Raw genomic sequence first — 16,977 nt, 5'->3', positions numbered from 1 at the left:
CCGGATGAGCACCCCCGCCCCGGTCCTGCGGCTGGACGGCCTCGGCTGGTCCGTGCGCGGCGTCCCGATCGTGCAGGACGTCAGCCTGGACGTCGCCGAGGGCGAGTTCGTCGCCTTCATCGGCCCGAACGGGGCGGGCAAGACCTCCCTGTTCAACCTGGTCTCCGGCATCTACCCCGCCACCCGCGGCACCCTCCACCTGGACGGCGCCGACATCACCGCCCTGCCGGTGCCCGCCCGGGCCCGGCGGGGCCTGGGCCGGACCTTCCAGACCTCCTCGCTCTGGCCCGGCCTGACCGTCGCCGAGCACGTCCGGCTCGCCGCCCAGGCCGCCGCCGGACCCGCCGCCTCCTACCGGATCTGGCGCCGGTCCGGGCACTACCGGCAGCAGGTCGAGCAGACCCTGGAGCGCACCGGCCTCGCCGACCGCGCCGACCACCTCGCCGGGTCCCTCTCGCACGGCGGCAAGCGGAAGCTGGAGCTCGCCGTGCTGCTGGTCGGCGAGCCCCGGCTGATCCTGCTGGACGAGCCGATGGCCGGCGTCAGCGCCGAGGAGGTGCCCGCGCTGGTCGAACTGATCCGCTCCGTCCACCAGGAGCAGGGCCGCACCGTGCTGATGGTCGAGCACCACATGGACGTGCTGCTCGGCCTGGCCGACCGGCTCGCCGTGATGCACCACGGCACCCTGCTCGCACTCGACACCCCCGACGCCGTGATGGCCGACGCCACCGTCCAGGGGGCCTACCTCGGGGAGGCGCTGTGACCGAACCCCTGCTCCGGGTACGGGAGTTGCGGGTCGTCATCGACGGCCTGCACATCCTGCACGGCGTCGACCTGGACGTCGCCGCCACCGGCGTCACCGCCCTGCTCGGCCGCAACGGCGCCGGCAAGACCACCACCGTCAAGGCCGTCATGGGACTCGTCCCGCGCACCGGGGCGGTCACCTTCGACGGCGCGGACATCACCGCCCTGCCCACCCACCTGGTGGTGCGCCGCGGCATCGGCTACGCCCCCGAGGACCGCGGCGTCTTCGCGGGCCTGAGCGTCGCGGAGAACCTGCGGCTGGCCGAACGCGACGGCGACCCCGCCTACGACCTGGTCCACGAGCTGTTCCCCGAGCTGAAGCAGCGCCACAAGCAGCCCGCCGGGACCCTCTCCGGCGGGCAGCAGCAGATGGTCGCCATCGCCCGCACCCTACTCAACGGCAACCGGCTGATCATCGCCGACGAACCCACCAAGGGCCTCGCCCCGAAGATCGTCACCGAGGTCGCCGACGTGCTCGCCCGGGCCGCCGAGACCGTCCCCGTCCTGCTGGTCGAGCAGAACCTCGCCCTGGTCCGCCGGGTGGCCGGCCACTGCGCCGTCCTCGCCGACGGCCGCACCGCCCACCAGGGCGACGCCCGCGCCCTGCTCGCCGACGAGGACGCCGCCCGCCGCCTGCTCGGCGTCGGCAGCCACCGACCCGACACCCACGGGAGGACGCCCCGATGAACACCGTCGTCCTGCTCGCCTGCACCGGCCTCGGGCTCGGCGCGCTGTACTTCCTGGTCGCCTCCGGCCTCTCGCTGATCTTCGGCCTGATGGACGTGCTCAACTTCGCCCACGGCGCGCTGCTCTCGATCGGCGCCTACGCCGCCTGGTGGGCCGCCACCGACGGCGGCATGGGCTTCTGGCTGGCCGTCCCGTTCGGCACCCTGGTCGGCACCGCCGCCTCGGTGCTGCTCGAACTCGCCCTGATCCGCCCGCTGTACGCCCGCCCCCGGGACCAGATCCTGGCCACCGTCGGCGTCGGCCTCGCCCTGCCCGCCCTGCTGATGGGCATCTGGGGCTCCGACGCCCGCCCCTTCCCGCAGCCCGCCGCACTGGCCGGCACCGTCGACCTGCTCGGCGCCACCGTCCCGGTCAACCGCTTCGTGCTGATGGCCGCCGCCCTGGTCGTGCTGGTCCTGCTGCGGCTGTTCCTGGCCAGGACCCGCTACGGCCTGATCGTCCGGGCCGGCGTCGAGGACCGGGCCATGGTCACCGCGCTGGGCATCGACGTCCGCAAGGCGTTCACCCTGGTCTTCGCCATCGGCGGCGCCGCCGCCTCGCTCGGCGGGGCGCTGGCCGGCCTCTACTTCGGCTCGGTCAACCCCTCGCAGGGCACCGGACTGCTGATCTTCGCCTTCGTCGTCGTGGTGATGGGCGGCATGGGCTCGGTCACCGGCGCCGCCGTCGCCTCGGTCGGCGTCGGCCTGGTCCAGCAGTTCGCCAACTACTACACAGCGGCCGGACTCGGCGACCTCTCGGTGGTCGTGCTGCTCGCCGTCCTGCTGCTCGTCAAGCCGCGCGGACTCACCGGGAGACTCGCATGACCGCCCACCTCAAGCGCTGGTGGCCGCTGGCCCTGCTGCTCGTCCTGTTCGCCGCGCCCTACAGCGCCCTGCCGGTGCCCGGCCTGCTGGACGGCCCGCTCGGCAGCCCCGGCAGCCTGCAGTTGATCGCGCTGTGCCTGCTGTACGGCGGCCTCGCCACCGGCTACGACCTGCTGCTGGGACGCACCGGGCTGCTCTCCTTCGGGCACGCGCTGTACTTCGCCACCGGCCTGTACGCCACCGACCTGGCGATGCTCGAGTTCGGCCTCGGCTTCGTGCCCGCCGCGCTGTTCGGCATCGCCTGCACCGTCGCGCTGGCCCTGCTGCTCGGCTCGGTGTCGCTGCGGGTCACCGGCATCGGCTTCTCGATGGTCACGCTGGCCTTCGCCCAGGCCGGCTCGATCCTGGTGCAGCGCAACCCCGGCGGCCTGACCGGCGGCGAGGAGGGCCGCTCCGCCCCCGCCGAGCACCTGCCCGACGCGCTGATCGGCATCCAGAACACCGCCAACCTGTACTGGATCGCGCTGGCCTACCTGGTCGTCACCCTCGCCGTGGTGCACTGGACGGTCTCCTCGCCCACCGGCCGGATCTGGGCCGGCATCCGGGAGAACGAGCGCCGCGTCGAGGTGCTGGGCCTGCGCCCGTACGGCTTCAAGCTGGTCGCGTTCACCGTCTCCGGCGCGCTGGCCGGCGCGGGCGGCGTGGTCTACCTGCTGCTCACCGGCGGCGCCACCCCGCAGGCGGCCGGCTCGGACGCGACGCTGGCGCTGCTGGTGATGGTGGTGCTCGGCGGCTCCGGCACCCGCTGGGGCCCGCTGCTCGGCGGCGTCCTGTACACCTGGGCCGCGCACCGGCTCGGCGACCTCGCCAACTCCGACTCGATCGCCCACCTGCCCCCGGTGCTGCGGGTTCCGCTCTCCCAGCCGCTGTTCCTGCTCGGTACGCTCTTCGTCGCCGTGGTCTACCTGCTGCCCGGCGGCCTCGCCAAGCTCCCCGCCCGGCTGCGCGGCGGCCGCGCCGCCAAGACCGCCGTCCCCGTCACCGCCGTACCGGAAGGCGCCGCATGACCGCCCCCCAGCCGCTCACCGTCCCCGTCGACGGCGGCGAACTCGCCGTCCTGCACTGGCCCGCGACCGTGCCCGGCGCGCCCGTGGTGGTCGCCGTCCACGGCATCACCGCCAACGCGCTGGCCTGGGGCGCGCTGGCCCGGCTGCTCGACGGCCGGGTCGCGCTGTACGCCCCCGACCTGCGCGGGCGCGCCGCCAGCCGCGACCTGCCCGGCCCGTGGGGCCTGGCCCGGCACGCCGAGGACGTCGCCGCGCTGGTCACCGCGCTGGACGCGGGCCCGGTCCGGCTGGTCGGCCACTCGATGGGCGCCTGGGTCTGCTCGCTGGCCGCCGCCCGGCACCCCCACCTGGTCGCCGAACTCACCCTGGTGGACGGCGCGGTGACCTTCCCGCTGCCGCCCGGCGTCCGCGAGCAGGACGCCCTCGCGGCGGTCCTCGGCCCCGCGCTGACCCGGCTCTCGATGACCTTCGCCAGCCGCGCGGCGTACCGCGAGTTCTGGCAGGCCCACCCCGCCTTCACCCCCTGGACCGACGAGCTCGACGCCTACACCCAGCGCGACCTGGTCGGCGAGGCCCCCGAACTGGTCTCCTCCTGCGTGCACGAGGCGGTCACCACCGACGGCACCCAGGTCCTGCTCGACGAGGAGGCGGCCGGCGCGGTCCACCGCCAGCGCGTCCCGACCCGGCTGCTCTACGCCGAGCGCGGCCTGCTGGACGAGCCCCAGGGCCTCTACGACCCGGCCCGGCTGGCGGCCGCGGAGGTCACCGTGCCGACCGAGCCGGTCGCGGACACCAACCACTACTCGATCATCTGGTCCGACCGGCTGGTGGAACTGCTGCTCGCGCCCTGACCGGCCGCACCGACGGCGCCGGGGCCCGGGAAGCAGCACGCTTCCCGGGCCCCGTGCCGTGCGGGCGCGCTACCCGCCCAGGAAGGCCTGCCAGCCGCCGGCCGGGGCCTGGCCGACGTTGAGGGTGCGCAGCTTGCGGAGGGTGGACTGGTCCTGGACCTCCAGCCAGTCGACCAGCTGCCGGAACGAGACCAGCCGGACGTCGGGCTTGTCGGCGATCTGCTTGAGGGTCTCCTCGACGGCGTCCATGTAGATGCCGCCGTTCCACTGCTCGAAGTGGTTGCCGACGAACAGCGGGGCGCGGTTGGTGGTGTAGGCCCGGTTGAAGCCCGCCAGGTAGGAGTCGCGGGCCTGGTCGCGCCACTGCCCGTACTTCGACGGGTCGCCCTTGGTGGAGCCGCCGGACTGGTTGGCCAGGATGTTGTAGTCCATGGACAGCACCTGGAAGCTGTGGCCGGGGAACGGGATGCCCTGCAGCGGGAAGTCCCAGATCTTGCCGTCCTGGACCTTCTGCGGCCAGATCTGCAGGCCGCCGGGGGAGCTGGCGTCGTACTTCCAGCCCAGCTTGGCGGCGGTCGGCAGCAGCGCCTTCTGGCCCTCCAGGCAGGGGGTGCGGCCGCCGATCAGCTCCTTCTTGTAGTCGAAGGGCAGCGGGTCGACGTCGGTGAAGCCGGTGTTGGTCCTCCAGTTGGTGACGAAGGAGACGGCCTGCTGGATCTCGCTCTCCCAGTCCTCCGGCGTCCACTTGTTGACGCCGTTGTGGTCCGAGCGGGTGGAGCAGAAGTGCCCGTTGAAGTGGGTGCCGATCTCGTGGCCGGCCAGCCACGCCTGGCTGATCAGCTTGATGGTGTTGCGGACGGCGTTGTCGGACAGGAACGGGATGTCCGAGGCGCCGACCGGGTGCTGCGGCGGGTGGTAGAGCGAGGACTTCTCCTTCGGCAGCGTGTAGATGCCGGAGAGGAAGAAGGTCATCGTCGCCTTGTGCTCCTCGGCGAGCTTGAGGAAGCGGGTGAACTGCCCGTCGTCGGTGGCGCCGGCGCCGTCCCAGGAGAAGACCACGAACTGCGGCGGGGTCTCGCCCGGCTTGAGCTTCTCGGGGGCGGGCTGGTGGGGCTGGGTGCCGGTGTCGGCGGTGGAGCCGTCGCCGATCGGGGTGCCCTTGACGGCGGACGGGCTGCCGCTGCCGGCGCCGGTGGCGCCCCCGGTCTTCGCGTCGGAGCCGGGGTGGTTCGCCGCGCCGCCCCCGCTGGAACAGGCCGCGACGGCGCCGAGGGCCGCCGTGGCCGCTGTGGCGGTCAGCACTGTCCTGCGCGAGATGCTGCTCATGGTCTCCCCTGCCACGGTGGGCCCGGCCAAAAGAAGGTCCGGACGCCGACACGCGGCTCCGGAGGTCAACTTCTGGCAAAATCGGACAATTTGACGGTATCGCCACCCAAGGATGGCATGTCCGGGGTGGCCGGTCCAACGCCGCCCACCCTCACCCGGTCATCACGCCGGCCGGGCCCGCCCGGCTCCCGGCCGACCCGCCTTGTTGCCGTCCTGAGACAGACAACCCCGAGGTCGAGGCCGCTACTCGCCCTCCACCAGGGCCGCCAACCGGCGCCGCCGCCGGACGAGTTGCACCACCACCGAGCTGATCGCGGTGGCCGCCGCGCAGGAGATCACGAAGCTCAGCCAGGCGGTGTCGAACCAGTGCAGGTTCAACCAGCCGAGGCTGACGATGTACGCCGCCCACACCACGGCGGCCACCGCCGACCAGCGCAGGAACGTCCAGGGCCGGTACGCGGAGTGCCCGACCGCCAGGTCCAGGACGGTCCGCCCGGCCGGCACGAAGCGCGCGATGATCACGATGGCCGCCGCCGCCCGGCTGGTGGTGCGCCCGGTCAGCGCCCGCTGCACCCGCTCGACGCTCGCCGCCAGCCGCGGCCGCCGGGCCAGCCGGCGGTGCACCGCGGGCGCGCCGCGCCGGGCCAGCTGGAGCAGCAGCAGGTCGCCCAGGAAGGAGGCGACCGCCACGCCCGCGCCCAGCAGCAGCGGCGAGCCGTCCACGTGCGCGGTCTTCAGCACGGCGAGGATCACCAGCGTCCCGCTGGGCAGGAACGGCAGGAAGGCGTCGCCGAGGACGGCCGCCAGTGCCAGCGCGCAGTACCAGGCGGGGCCGATGACGGCATCCAGATCCACGGTGTCTCTCCCTCCAGCACGCCCGGGGGGAGCAGCTGCAACGGGGATCAACGCTAGCGCGGGCAAATTTCATGGCATGAAGCACCCCCGTGTGGCATACCGCACACGGCCCCGGGCACGGCGAGAGCCCCCGGGCGGGGTGCCGCTCCGGGGGCTCATGGGATCGAACGACGCTGGTCGAGCCCGCCGATCTGTCGCTGGCGCGCGGAACCGGTACGTGTTCCGCGCCGGTCTCCAGACTGCCCCATCCGCACCCCCGAACGGGCCGCCGGACCTGGCGACTTCTCGCTGTGGCGTGAAGTCGCCACGCAGCGTGGCCTGCTGGCGGACCGTCAGCCGTCGCGCCCCGGCGGCCCCGCCGGGGCGGGAACAGCCCGGCCACCGGACGGGTTGTGCTCCGACGAACGCCCGGGCACCCGGCCGGGGCACCAGGAGGACGCACCGCATGAGCACCGCACCGGAGCCGACCGCCCCCGAGACCGCACCCGAGCCCGCTGCCGCCGTGGACCCGGTCCGCGGCCGGACCGCCGGCCGCGCCCCCGCCCCGCTCTCCATCCTGGACCTCGCCACCGTCGGCTCCGGCCACACCGCGGGCGAGGCGCTCGCCGCCACCACCGAACTGGCCCGGGCCGCCGAGGGCTGGGGCTACCACCGGTTCTGGGTGGCCGAGCACCACGGCATGCCCGGCGTCGCCTCCTCGGTGCCCGCCGTGCTGCTCGCCCACCTCGGCGCCCGCACCACGACGCTGCGCCTGGGCTCCGGCGGCGTGATGCTGCCCAACCACGCCCCGCTGGCGATCGCCGAGCAGTTCGGCCTGCTGGAGGCCCTGCACCCGGGCCGGATCGACCTCGGCCTGGGCCGCGCCCCCGGCACCGACCAGGCCACCGCCCGGGCCCTGCGCCGCGGCCTGGCCGACGGCGCCGACGACTTCCCGCGCCAGCTCGCCGAGCTCACCCACTTCCTGGACGGCGACTTCCCGCCCGGCCACCCGTACGCCCGGCTGGAGGCGGTGCCGCGCTCGGCCTCCCGCCCGCCGGTGTGGCTGCTCGGCTCGTCCGGCTTCAGCGCCCAGCTGGCCGCCCGGCTCGGGTACCCGTTCGCGTTCGCGCACCACTTCAGCGCCGCCAACACCGTCCCGGCGCTCGACCTCTACCGGGACGGCTTCACCCCGTCCGAGGTGCTGGAGAAGCCGTACGCGCTGATCGGGGTCAGCGCGGTGGCCGCGGAGAGCCGGGAGCGGGCGCTGTGGCTGGCCCGCTCGGCCGGGCTGGGCATGCTGCGGCTGCGCCAGGGCCGGCCGGGTCCGATCCCGACGCCGGAGGAGGCCGCCGCGCACCCCTACACCCTCGCCGAGGAGGACTTCCTCGACTCCTGGCTGGCGAACGTGGTGCTCGGCACCCCGGCCGAGGTCGCCGAGGGCCTGGAGGCACTGCGGCGGCGCACCGGGGCGGACGAGCTGATGGTCACCTCGCACATCCACGGGCACCGGAACCGGCTGGAGTCCTACGGCCTGATCGCCGAGGCGTACGGCCTCACCGGCTGATCGCGTCGAGCACGGCCAGCTGCTCGGCGACCCGCTCGGCGGACCAGGTCCGCACCCAGTCGGCGAAGTCGCCGGTGTACGCCCGGGGCGCGGCCTCGGTCCGCATGACCAGCGCCAGGTAGATCCGGTACAGCGCGAGCCGGGCCCGCCCCGCGTCGTCCACCGCGAAGGCCGGGTCGACCGAGCGGTAGCCGGCCACGAAGTCCTCGTCCCGCTCGGCGGCCCCGAGCGGGTCGAGGCCGACCAGTTCGGCGAGCGGGTCGCCGAAGAAGGCCCGCTCGCCGTCGATCACGCCGGTCAGCTCCCAGCCGCCGTCCGGGCCGGGGGTGAGCAGCAGGTTCCCCTCCCAGGCGTCGAAGTGCACCAGGGCGGGGCGGCGGACCTCGGCCAGCGCGGCCCCGAACCGCTCCGGCAGGGCGCGCAACTCCTCGGCCGGGGCGGGCAGTTCGACGCCGTAGCGGTCGGCGTCGGCGAGCAGCGCGCCGAGCATCGCGGCGAACGCGGCCGGCCAGTCACCGGCCGACAGCCCGGCCTCGGGCTGCGGGTAGCCGTAGCGCTCCCCGGTGGCCCGGGCCACCCCGGCGGCCCAGGCGCCCAGGGTGCGGCGCAGCCCGGCCCGGTCGGCGGCGGAGAGCTGCTCGCGCAGGCTGTCCCAGGTGCGGCCCTCGACGTAGCCGAGCAGCAGCCACTCGCGGCTGTCGGCGTCCCCGTCCGGGTCGTGGTGCAGCACCTGCGGGACGGTCAGCCCGGCGTCCGCGGCCAGCGCGTGGAACAGCCGCTCGGTGCCCAGCAGGCCGCGCTCGTGCGCCAGCCCCGGGGTGCCGGGCGGCGGGGCGCACTTGAGCACCAGCCGCCGCCCGTCGGCCAGTTCGAGCAGCCGGGCGGCGTTGTACAGCCCGCCCGTCAGCGGGGTCTCGGCGACCACCGCCACCCCGCCCAGCACCGCGTCCACGCGTCCCATCGTCCTGCTCCCCTCCGCACCGGAAGACCGCGGCCGTCACCGCGACCGGTCACGGAGTATCGCCGCGATCGCCTCGGGACCGCCAGGGCGGGCGTAGTACCAGCCCTGCGCGGTGTCGCAGCCGGTCTGGCGCAGCCGCTCGGCCTGGGCGGCGTGCTCGATGCCCTCGGCGGTGACGGTCAGGCCCAGGGCGTGCGCGAGCTGCACCATGGCGCCGACGATCTGCTCGTCGGCGGCCCGCCGCCGGCCGTCGGCGCCGGGCGCGGACTCGCGGAACGCCTCGATGAAGGTGGCGTCCAGCTTGAGCGCGTGCACCGGCAGCCGGGACAGGTAGGCGAGGTTGGAGTAGCCGGTGCCGAAGTCGTCGATGGCGATCCGCACGCCCATGTCGGCCAGCGCCTGCAGGGACTGCAGCGGGCGGCCGCCGGGGCCGAGCAGCGCGCTCTCGGTGATCTCCAGCTGGAGCAGCGCGGCGGGCAGCCCGGTGCGCTCCAGCACCTCGGCGACGTCCGCGACCACGTCGGAGTCCCAGATCTGGCGGGGCGCCAGGTTGACGCTGACCAGCACCGGCTGCCCGGGGAACCCGTCCAGCCACTGCCGGGCCTGCCGGCAGGACTCCTCCAGCACCCACTTGCCCAGCGCCACGATCGCCCCGGACTCCTCGGCGAGCGGGATGAACCGGTCCGGCGGCAGCAGCCCGTACCGGGGGTGGTTCCAGCGCACCAGCGCCTCCGCGCCGCGCACCGCGCCGTCGGCCAGGCCCACCAGCGGCTGGTACTCGACGGTGAACTCGCCGCGCTCCACGGCCGGGCGCAGCTCGGTCGCCAGCAGGTGCCGGGCGAGCTGGTCGGCGCCCCGGTCGCGGTCGTACAGCGTCCAGCGGGCGCGGCCGTCGGACTTCGACCAGTACAGCGTGGAGTCGGCGTCCCGGACCAGGTCGGTGGGCGTGGAGCCGTGCACGGGGCGCTCCACCACGCCGATCGAGGCGGTGACGGTCAGCCGGTGCCCGGCCACCTCGAAGGGCCGCTCCAGGGCCTCCATCAGGTCGGCGGCCAGCCGGGTCAGCTGCTGGTGGCCGGCGCTGCCGGTGACCAGCACGGCGAACTCGTCGCCGCCCAGCCGGGCCACCAACTGCCGCCCGTCCCGGGCGAACCCGTGCTCCAGCCGGGCGGCGACCGCCACCAGCAGCTGGTCGCCGATGTGGTGGCCGAGGGTCTCGTTGATGGCGGCGAAGCCGTCCAGGTCGACGTAGCACAGCCCGATCCGCCGCTCGCCGTCCGCGCCCGGCCCGCCCCGGCCGTCCGGCTTGAACGCGGCCTCCAGCCGCTCGTAGAACAGCGTCCGGTTCGGCAGCCTGGTCAGCGGGTCGTGCAGCGCCTGGTAGGCGAGCCGGTCGCCGAGCTGGCGGCGCTCGGTGACGTCCTCGACCATCACCATCGTGTAGTACGGGTCGCCCGCGCCGTCGCGGATCAGCGAGACGGTGACCCGGCCCCAGACCTCCCGCCCGCCGCGGTGCTTGAGCCGCTTCTCGGCGCGCATCCGGTCGCGCTCGCCGCGCACCAGCTCGCGGTAGCGGCTGCGGGAGGGCTCCTCCGGCTCGATGACCTGGTGGATGTGCATGCCGGGGAGCTCGGCCACCTCGCGGCCCAGCATCGCCGCGAACACCGGGTTGCCCTCGATCAGCAGGTCGTCGGAGTCGATCAGCGCCATGCCGATCCCGGCGTCCGAGAACGCGGCCCGGAACCGCGACTCGCTGGCCCGCAGGGCGGCGGCCAGCCGCTCGGCCTCGGTGTCCGGCGGGGCCCCGCAGGCGGTGCACGCCCCGGCTCCGGTACCCGGGCGCGGCGCTTCGGGCCGCCCACCCCGATGGTGTGCGTCGGCCCCGACGTTCCGGCCCGGCACGGCACGCTCCCGTCCGCTGCTGCCACTGGTCGCGCCGGACGCTCCTCGCGGACGGCGACCGGCCAGGCGGCCCGCGCCCGCCCGCGGCCCCGGCCCGGTGGGCGGGGAGCGGTCGGCGGCCTCGGGCCACGCCCGCCGATCATAGGCCGCCGGTGTAACTGTCCGCGACCGCCGCCAGGGTGATTGGCGAGGCTTGTCCCGAGCTGCCCGTTACATTCTGTGCGAGGCGCGCGGATCGCCGCCGGAGCGCGCCGGCGGGCCGGCCGCCGCCGCGCGGGCGGGGGCCGGGGAGTGCGCCCGCGCGCACGGACCGTGACGGCGCGGGCGGGCGGGCGCGGGGGTGCCGGACGGTCAGGCCAGGGCGGCGGAGAGCGTGATGGTGGTGCCGGACAGCGCCTGGCTCACCGGGCAGTTGGCCTTCGCGTCCTCGGCGGCCTTCACGAAGCCCGCCTCGTCCAGGCCCGGGACGGTGCCGACCACGGTCAGGTGGATGCCGGTGATGCCGGTGCCCGGCTGGAAGGTCACGTCCGCCTTGGTCTCCAGCTTGGTGGGCGGGGTGCCGGCGCCGGTCAGGCCGTGCGAGAGCGCCATCGAGAAGCAGGACGAGTGGGCGGCCGCGATCAGCTCCTCCGGGCTGGTCTTGCCGTTCGCCGCCTCGGCCCGGGACGGCCAGGACACCGGGAACTCGCCGACGCCGGAGGAGTCGAGGGTCACCAGGCCCTTGCCGTCGAGCAGGTTGCCCTCCCACTCGGTGTGCGCGGTGCGGGTCGTCGCCACGATCAGGTACCTCCCATGAGAAGCGGACAGCTGTCGAACTGCTGTGCCCGCGGCCGGACTTCCGGCCGAGGCCCGCCCAGCCTACGGCCCGCACCGCGCTCCGGAGGCCGAACGCCGCGCGGAGCGGCCGGCCGTCCCGAACGCCGTCCCACATGCCGGAACGGGCGGGTGATCAGGGCGGACGGGCCCGGCCCGCCCTGTTAGATTGGCCGTCCGCCGCGCCCGAGCGCCCACCCGAAATCCCGCATCGGAGCCACCCCACATGACGGACCAGCCCACTCCCTCCCCGGCGGGGATCGACGACGCCGTGCGGGCCGAGCTGACCCGCCTGCGCGAGTCCATCGACAACATCGACGCCGCCGTCGTCCACATGCTCGCCGAGCGCTTCAAGGCCACCCAGCAGGTCGGCCGGCTCAAGGCCGAGCACCAGCTGCCCCCCGCCGACCCGGCCCGCGAGCGCCGCCAGATCAAGCGCCTGCGCGAACTCGCCCTCAGCGCCAACCTCGACCCGGTGTTCGCCGAGAAGTTCCTCAACTTCATCATCGCCGAGGTGATCCGCCACCACGAGGCCATCGCCAACGAGGCCTGAGCCGCCCGCACGGCGGTTGTCTGCTCCGGGTAAGGGCCGGATTTCGCCCTGCCCCGGGCACGGGTTAGCGTGCAGTCCTTGCCAAGGAGGCGGTGTCGGTGTCGGTGGCGGTGACCGAGGGGCCCACCCAGGAACGGCGTCCGCGCAAGCGGCGGCCCTGGTACGTGGAACTGCCCGTGATGATCGTGATCGGCCTGGTCGTCGCCGTGCTGATCAAGACCTGCCTGTTCCAGATGTTCTCCATCCCGTCCGGCTCGATGGAGAACACCCTCCAGGTCGGCGACCGGGTCGCGGTCAACAAGTTCGCCACCCTCACCGGCTGGAAACCGGAGCCCGGCGAACCCGTGGTGTTCAAGGACCCCGGCGGCTGGCTGCCGCCCGCCCCGCAGAGCGGCAACGCCTTCACCCGCACCGTGCACTCCGGCCTCAGCGCCGTCGGCCTGCTCCCGCCCGGCGACGACTACCTGGTCAAGCGGGTCATCGCCACCGGCGGCCAGAGCGTCGCCTGCCACGGCACCACCCTCACCGTCGACGGGCAGCCCGTCGCCGAGCCCTACCTGCACCCCGGCGACGACTCCTGCTCCGGCATCGACTTCGGCCCGCTCACCGTCCCGGCCGGCCACGTCTGGGTCGAGGGCGACCACCGCAGCGACTCCGCCGACTCCCGCTACCACCGCGACGGCCCGGACGGCGGCGCGGTCCCCGTCGCCGACCTGGTCGGCCCCACCACCGCCGTCGTCTGGCCGCTCAACCACTTCACCTGGTTCGGCTGGACCGGCCACTGACCGGCCCCCGCCGGATCAGCCGCCGGTGACGCCGCGCCGCAGCCGCACCGCGCAGCCCGCCGCCACCGCACCCGACAGCAGCACCAGCACCCCCGCCTCCGCCCACTGGAACGGCCAGTAGCGGCGGGCCGGCTGGTACTCGACGCGCTGCACCAGCCCCATCGCGTTGATCGCCCCCCGGCACGCCGCGACCGAGTCCAGGTCCTGGTGGCACGCCGCGGGCACCGGCCCGGTGAACGTCCGCCCCGCCGGATCCACCGCGCGCACCGACAGCACCCACGCCCCCGGCAGCGACACCGGCACCGACGCGTACAGCTCGTCCCCCGTGATCCGGATCGTCCCCCGCTCCGGCTCCAGCACCAACGCCCCCTCCACCCGGGCCGGCGCCGCCAGGTGCGGGCGCACCAGCAGCGGCACCAGCACCTGGACGGCCACCAGCACCCCCAGCACCACCGCCATCGCCGCGACCTGACGGCGCAGCAGCAACCCCGCCGCCACCCCCGCCGCGAACCCGAACAGCGCCCACCCCACCGGGACGATCCCGTGCGCCGCGAACACCAGCGGCCCGAACCGGCCCGGCAGCGCGCCGTCCCCCGCCCCCGGCAGCGCCTGCGCCCGGTCCAGCGGCGCCGCCCACCAGGACACCGCCCACGACAGCAGCCCCGCCAGTCCCGCCACCGCCGCGCCCACCAGCGCCAGCCGCACCAGCAGCCAGCGCGTCCGGGACACCCCCTGCGTCCACGACAGCCGGAACGCCCCCGACTCCAGGTCGCGCGCCACCAGCGGCACCCCCGCGAACATCCCCGCCCCCGCGGGCAGCACCAGCAGCAGCACCAGCCCCAGCCAGAACAGGCCGGTGAGCAGCCCGTCCCCGTCCACCGCCGCCGCGAACGCCGACTGCGCCCGCTCGCAGCCCGCCCCCGTCCGGGCGCACCCCGGCAGGCCGCTGGAGTCGTACAGGCCCGCCAACCGGGGCCCGGTCGCGCCGTACAGGGCCGCGACGACCGCCAGCGCGGCCAGCGCGCACCACGCCTGCGCCCGGTACTGACGCCAGGTCAGCCAGCTCACGACAGCTCCTCCGCCCGCTCGTCGCGGTCCTGCTGCAACTGCTCCAGGACCACCTCCTCCAAGTCCCGCACCCGCCCGTCCGGGCCGGCCAGCAGCTCCGCCAGCGGGCCCGCCGACCGGACCCGGCCCCGGCCCAGCACGATCAGGTGGTCGCAGTCCCGGGCCAGGTCGCCGATCAGGTGCGAGGACAGCAGCACGCTCGGGCCGTGCTCGGCCCGGGCCTCCGCCAGCCGGTCCAGGAACTCCCGCCGGGCCAGCGGGTCCAGCGCCGCCACCGGCTCGTCCAGCACCAGCAGGTCCGGCCGCTTCGCCAGCGCCAGGGTCAGCGCGAGCTGCGCCCGCTGGCCCCCCGACAGCCGGTCCGCCCGCTGCCCCGGGTCCAGTCCCAGCTCCGCCACCCGCCGCCGCGCCCAGCCGTCGTCCCACCGGCGGTTGGCCCGGCGGCCGAACACCAGGTGCTCCGCCACCGTCAACCCCCGGTGCACCGGCGCGTCCTGCCCCACGAACCCCACCCGGGCCGGCCACTGCGGCCCGGACCCCGGCCGGGCGCCCCACACCCGCAACTCGCCCGCGCTCGGCGGCAGCAGCCCCGTCACCAGGTGCAGCAGCGTGCTCTTCCCGGCCCCGTTCGGCCCCACCAGCCCCACCGTTCGCCCCGCCGGCACCTCCAACGTGCACTCCCGCAGTGCCCACCGCCTCCGGTAGCGCCGCCCCACACCCCGAGCCTCGATCACGACCCCTCCTCCGTCACGTCCTGCGAACACCCACCACCCTGGCCCCGGGCCCCGCCGCACCGCGTCGGACCTGGGACCACGCCCGGAGCGGTACTCCAGCAGGAGGGCGCCCGGGGAACGGCGGGTCCGTGCCGCCGGCGGCCGGAGCCCCTCGAACGCCGGGGCTGCCGCGGGCCCTTGCCGGAACCGGAAGCCGATGCCCGCACCGGCAGCGAACCACCGGCGGACCCGGCCCCGCCGTCCCCCGAGCCCCCGGTGGTCGCTCCCAGGTACGACGTCCGCCGTCGTCCCCAGGTCCGATCCGCCCGCCCCCGCCCGGCCGCTAGCGTGGCGGGCATGGACTTGCACCGGCCGCTCGGCCCACGGTCGCGGGCCGCCGTGGACGCGGCCGCCGCCGCCGTCCTGACCTCACTGCCCCTGCTCCCGGTCTGGAACGCGACGTCCGGGCACCCGCAGCGGGTCGCCCTCGCGGCGGTGCTCCCGGGCCCGCGCCCGGCGGACCTGGCGATGGTGGCGCTGGCCGCGCTGGCCGCGCCGCTCGCCCGGCTCCGGCCCGCCGGGGTGCTGCTCGCGGTGCTGGGCCCGGCGGCGCTGAGCGTCGGCGTGGCGTCCTCGCCCGCGCCGTGGGTGGCGGTCGCGGTGGTGCTGTACCGGCTGCCGGGGGCGGTGCCGCGCCGCCGGGCCGGGCAGCTGCTGGCGCTGGCCCTGCTGGTGGCGGCGCTGTGCCTGTCCGGGATGCTGGGCTGGTTCTGGCCGCACCCCGGCTTCGGCGGCCCGGGCGCGGTCCTGACGGCCTGCCTGTTCCTGGCCACCGGCTGGACGGCGGGCTGGGCGGTGGACGAGCGCCGCCGCCGCCGGATCGAGCACGCCGCGTCCCGGGAGCGCGAGGAGCGGCTGCTGATCGCCCGCGAACTGCACGACGTGGTCGCGCACAGCCTCGGAGTGATCGCCGTGCAGGCGGGCGTCGCCAACCACGTCGCGGCCGAGCAGCCCGAGCAGGCCCGGCTGGCCCTGGCCTCGATCGAGGAGACCAGCCGCACCGCGCTGAACGAGATGCGGGCCCTGCTGGGCGTGCTGCGCACCGGCGGGGACGGGGAGCGGCTGCCCGCGCCGCGGCTGTCCGACCTGGACGGGGTGGTGCGCCGGGCGGCCGCCGCGGGCGTCCGGGTGGAGGTCCAACTGGTCGGCGAGCAGGCCGAGTTGCCGCCGGGGCTGGAGCTGGCCGGCTACCGGGTGGTGCAGGAGGCGGTCACCAACGTGGTCCGCCACGCCGCCACCGACCGCTGCCGGGTCCGGCTCGACTACCGGCCGGAGGCGCTGGAACTGACCGTCACCGACGAGGGCCGCGGCGGGCCGCCGCACGCAGGCGGCAGCGGGCACGGCCTGGCCGGGATGCGCGAGCGGGTCGCCGTGCACGGCGGCCGGTTCCGGGCCGGGCGGGGGCCCGCCGGGCGGGGCTTCGAGGTGTCTGCGGTGTTCCCGCTGGTGGTGGCCGGATGATCCGGGTGCTGGTGGCGGACGACCAGGCGCTGGTGCGCGGCAGCTTCCGGCTGCTGGTGGACTCCGCGCCCGACCTGGCCGCGGTCGGCGAGGCCGCGGACGGCGCCGAGGCCCTCGAACTCGCCCGCCGGGAGCGGCCGGACGTGGTGCTGATGGACATCCGGATGCCCCGGCTGGACGGCATCGAGGCCACCCGGCAGCTCACCGCCGACCCGGCCCTGGCGGGCGTCCGGGTGCTGGTGCTGACCACCTTCGACCTGGACGACTACGCCTTCGCGGCGCTGCGCGCGGGCGCCGCCGGGTTCCTGCTCAAGGACACCCGCCCGGCCGAACTGCTGGACGCGGTCCGGGTGGTGGCCGCGGGGGAGGCGCTGCTCGCGCCCCGGGTGACCCGCCGGCTGATCGAGGAGTACACCCGCCGCCCGGAGCCGTCCGCGCTGCCCGCCCCGGCGGCCCTGGCGGGGGCGACCGAGCGGGAGCGGGAGGTGCTGGCACTGGTCGGGCTGGGCTTCTCCAACGAGGAGATCGCCGCCGAGCTGCACGTCAGCCTGTCCACCGCGAAGACCCACATCGGCCGGCTGCTGCAGAAGCTCGCCGCCCGCGACCGGGCCCAACTGGTCATCGCGGCCTACGAGTCGGGCCTGGTCCGGCCCGGCGTACGATGA

General features: G+C 75.5%; 17 protein-coding genes. 10 read left to right on the top strand and 7 right to left on the bottom strand.

The genetic code is table 11. From position 1 onward, the window contains the following. Positions 1–4: 4 nt before the first annotated feature. From OU787_RS10635 to OU787_RS10615, 5 genes are read left to right on the top strand one after another with little or no spacing between them, the layout of a single operon-like run. Positions 5–763: an ABC transporter ATP-binding protein gene (locus OU787_RS10635; RefSeq protein ID WP_268659194.1), complete on the top strand. Its 759-nt coding sequence runs from the start codon at positions 5–7 to the stop codon at positions 761–763. Next, the gene (locus OU787_RS10630; RefSeq protein ID WP_268659193.1) at positions 760–1,491 is read left to right on the top strand and encodes an ABC transporter ATP-binding protein; all 732 of its coding nucleotides are present in this window, start codon (positions 760–762) and stop codon (positions 1,489–1,491) included. Before OU787_RS10635 ends, OU787_RS10630 begins: the two co-directional genes overlap by 4 nt. Next, positions 1,488–2,354: a branched-chain amino acid ABC transporter permease gene (locus OU787_RS10625; RefSeq protein WP_123555511.1), complete on the top strand. Its 867-nt coding sequence runs from the start codon at positions 1,488–1,490 to the stop codon at positions 2,352–2,354. The genes OU787_RS10630 and OU787_RS10625 overlap by 4 nt, the downstream gene beginning before the upstream one ends. Beyond that, positions 2,351–3,421 carry a branched-chain amino acid ABC transporter permease gene (locus OU787_RS10620; protein WP_268659192.1) on the top strand — a complete coding sequence of 357 codons (1,071 nt, stop codon included), beginning with the start codon at positions 2,351–2,353 and terminating at the stop codon, positions 3,419–3,421. Before OU787_RS10625 ends, OU787_RS10620 begins: the two co-directional genes overlap by 4 nt. Then, positions 3,418–4,272, top strand: a complete 855-nt coding sequence (locus tag OU787_RS10615) for an alpha/beta hydrolase (protein WP_268659191.1) — start codon at positions 3,418–3,420, stop codon at positions 4,270–4,272. The genes OU787_RS10620 and OU787_RS10615 overlap by 4 nt, the downstream gene beginning before the upstream one ends. 69 nt (positions 4,273–4,341) lie before the next feature. On the opposite strand, the gene OU787_RS10610 is transcribed toward OU787_RS10615, so the two are convergent. Together OU787_RS10610 and OU787_RS10605 are read right to left on the bottom strand one after the other, a co-directional pair. Further along, positions 4,342–5,598 carry a hypothetical protein gene (locus tag OU787_RS10610; RefSeq protein ID WP_268659190.1) on the bottom strand — a complete coding sequence of 419 codons (1,257 nt, stop codon included), beginning with the start codon at positions 5,596–5,598 and terminating at the stop codon, positions 4,342–4,344. Between the two features lie 243 nt (positions 5,599–5,841). Then, a complete protein-coding gene (locus tag OU787_RS10605) occupies positions 5,842–6,453 on the bottom strand; it encodes a VTT domain-containing protein (protein ID WP_162869998.1) in 612 nt (203 codons plus the stop codon). 445 nt (positions 6,454–6,898) lie between these two features. On the opposite strand from OU787_RS10605, the gene OU787_RS10600 reads away from it, so the two are divergent. Next, complete coding sequence (locus OU787_RS10600; protein ID WP_268659189.1) at positions 6,899–7,996, top strand: LLM class flavin-dependent oxidoreductase; 1,098 nt, start codon at positions 6,899–6,901, stop codon at positions 7,994–7,996. On the opposite strand, the gene OU787_RS10595 is transcribed toward OU787_RS10600, so the two are convergent. The 3 genes from OU787_RS10595 to OU787_RS10585 form a co-directional block, all read right to left on the bottom strand. After that, positions 7,986–8,957, bottom strand: a complete 972-nt coding sequence (locus OU787_RS10595) for a phosphotransferase family protein (RefSeq protein WP_268659188.1) — start codon at positions 8,955–8,957, stop codon at positions 7,986–7,988. The two genes, OU787_RS10600 and OU787_RS10595, sit on opposite strands and share 11 nt — an antisense overlap. Positions 8,958–8,993: 36 nt before the next feature. Beyond that, positions 8,994–10,859, bottom strand: coding sequence for a putative bifunctional diguanylate cyclase/phosphodiesterase (locus OU787_RS10590; protein WP_268659187.1), 1,866 nt, complete (start codon positions 10,857–10,859; stop codon positions 8,994–8,996). Between the two features lie 351 nt (positions 10,860–11,210). After that, a complete protein-coding gene (locus OU787_RS10585) occupies positions 11,211–11,636 on the bottom strand; it encodes an OsmC family protein (protein ID WP_030459838.1) in 426 nt (141 codons plus the stop codon). A gap of 262 nt (positions 11,637–11,898) precedes the next feature. Between OU787_RS10585 and OU787_RS10580 the strand changes: the two genes are divergently transcribed. Both OU787_RS10580 and lepB read left to right on the top strand, forming a co-directional pair. Beyond that, on the top strand, positions 11,899–12,225 hold the full coding sequence (locus OU787_RS10580; protein ID WP_030459837.1) for a chorismate mutase: 327 nt from the start codon (positions 11,899–11,901) through the stop codon (positions 12,223–12,225). A gap of 98 nt (positions 12,226–12,323) precedes the next feature. Next, positions 12,324–13,010 (top strand): signal peptidase I, encoded by a 687-nt coding sequence (gene lepB, locus OU787_RS10575; RefSeq protein ID WP_107066527.1) that lies wholly within the window; start codon positions 12,324–12,326, stop codon positions 13,008–13,010. Between the two features lie 15 nt (positions 13,011–13,025). Here the strand turns inward: lepB and OU787_RS10570 are convergent, their stop codons facing one another. Together OU787_RS10570 and OU787_RS10565 are read right to left on the bottom strand one after the other, a co-directional pair. After that, a complete protein-coding gene (locus OU787_RS10570) occupies positions 13,026–14,078 on the bottom strand; it encodes an ABC transporter permease subunit (RefSeq protein ID WP_030459835.1) in 1,053 nt (350 codons plus the stop codon). After that, positions 14,075–14,794: an ABC transporter ATP-binding protein gene (locus tag OU787_RS10565; RefSeq protein WP_255358063.1), complete on the bottom strand. Its 720-nt coding sequence runs from the start codon at positions 14,792–14,794 to the stop codon at positions 14,075–14,077. The genes OU787_RS10570 and OU787_RS10565 overlap by 4 nt, the downstream gene beginning before the upstream one ends. 354 nt (positions 14,795–15,148) lie before the next feature. Here OU787_RS10565 and OU787_RS10560 point away from each other — a divergent pair, with 354 nt between their 5' ends. Together OU787_RS10560 and OU787_RS10555 are read left to right on the top strand one after the other, a co-directional pair. Next, entirely contained in the window at positions 15,149–16,312 is a 1,164-nt protein-coding gene (locus tag OU787_RS10560) for a sensor histidine kinase (RefSeq protein ID WP_051816875.1), read from the top strand. Then, a complete protein-coding gene (locus tag OU787_RS10555) occupies positions 16,309–16,977 on the top strand; it encodes a response regulator transcription factor (protein ID WP_030459832.1) in 669 nt (222 codons plus the stop codon). Before OU787_RS10560 ends, OU787_RS10555 begins: the two co-directional genes overlap by 4 nt.

The sequence above is a fragment of the Kitasatospora sp. YST-16 genome (assembly GCF_026802215.1).
In the GTDB taxonomy this organism is placed as follows: Bacteria; Actinomycetota; Actinomycetes; order Streptomycetales; family Streptomycetaceae; genus Kitasatospora; species Kitasatospora cineracea.
This window is presented reverse-complemented; position numbering and strand designations above follow the sequence as displayed.

Excerpts from the sequence above, each read along its gene's own strand:
- OU787_RS10635 (WP_268659194.1), top strand. The coding sequence starts at position 5 with ATGAGCACCCCCGCCCCGGTCCTGCGGCTGGACGGCCTCGGCTGGTCC.
- OU787_RS10625 (WP_123555511.1), top strand. The coding sequence starts at position 1,488 with ATGAACACCGTCGTCCTGCTCGCCTGCACCGGCCTCGGGCTCGGCGCG.
- OU787_RS10620 (WP_268659192.1), top strand. The coding sequence starts at position 2,351 with ATGACCGCCCACCTCAAGCGCTGGTGGCCGCTGGCCCTGCTGCTCGTC.
- OU787_RS10615 (WP_268659191.1), top strand. The coding sequence starts at position 3,418 with ATGACCGCCCCCCAGCCGCTCACCGTCCCCGTCGACGGCGGCGAACTC.
- OU787_RS10610 (WP_268659190.1), bottom strand. The coding sequence starts at position 5,598 with ATGAGCAGCATCTCGCGCAGGACAGTGCTGACCGCCACAGCGGCCACG.
- OU787_RS10600 (WP_268659189.1), top strand. The coding sequence starts at position 6,899 with ATGAGCACCGCACCGGAGCCGACCGCCCCCGAGACCGCACCCGAGCCC.
- OU787_RS10595 (WP_268659188.1), bottom strand. The coding sequence starts at position 8,957 with ATGGGACGCGTGGACGCGGTGCTGGGCGGGGTGGCGGTGGTCGCCGAG.
- OU787_RS10580 (WP_030459837.1), top strand. The coding sequence starts at position 11,899 with ATGACGGACCAGCCCACTCCCTCCCCGGCGGGGATCGACGACGCCGTG.
- OU787_RS10560 (WP_051816875.1), top strand. The coding sequence starts at position 15,149 with ATGGACTTGCACCGGCCGCTCGGCCCACGGTCGCGGGCCGCCGTGGAC.
- OU787_RS10555 (WP_030459832.1), top strand. The coding sequence starts at position 16,309 with ATGATCCGGGTGCTGGTGGCGGACGACCAGGCGCTGGTGCGCGGCAGC.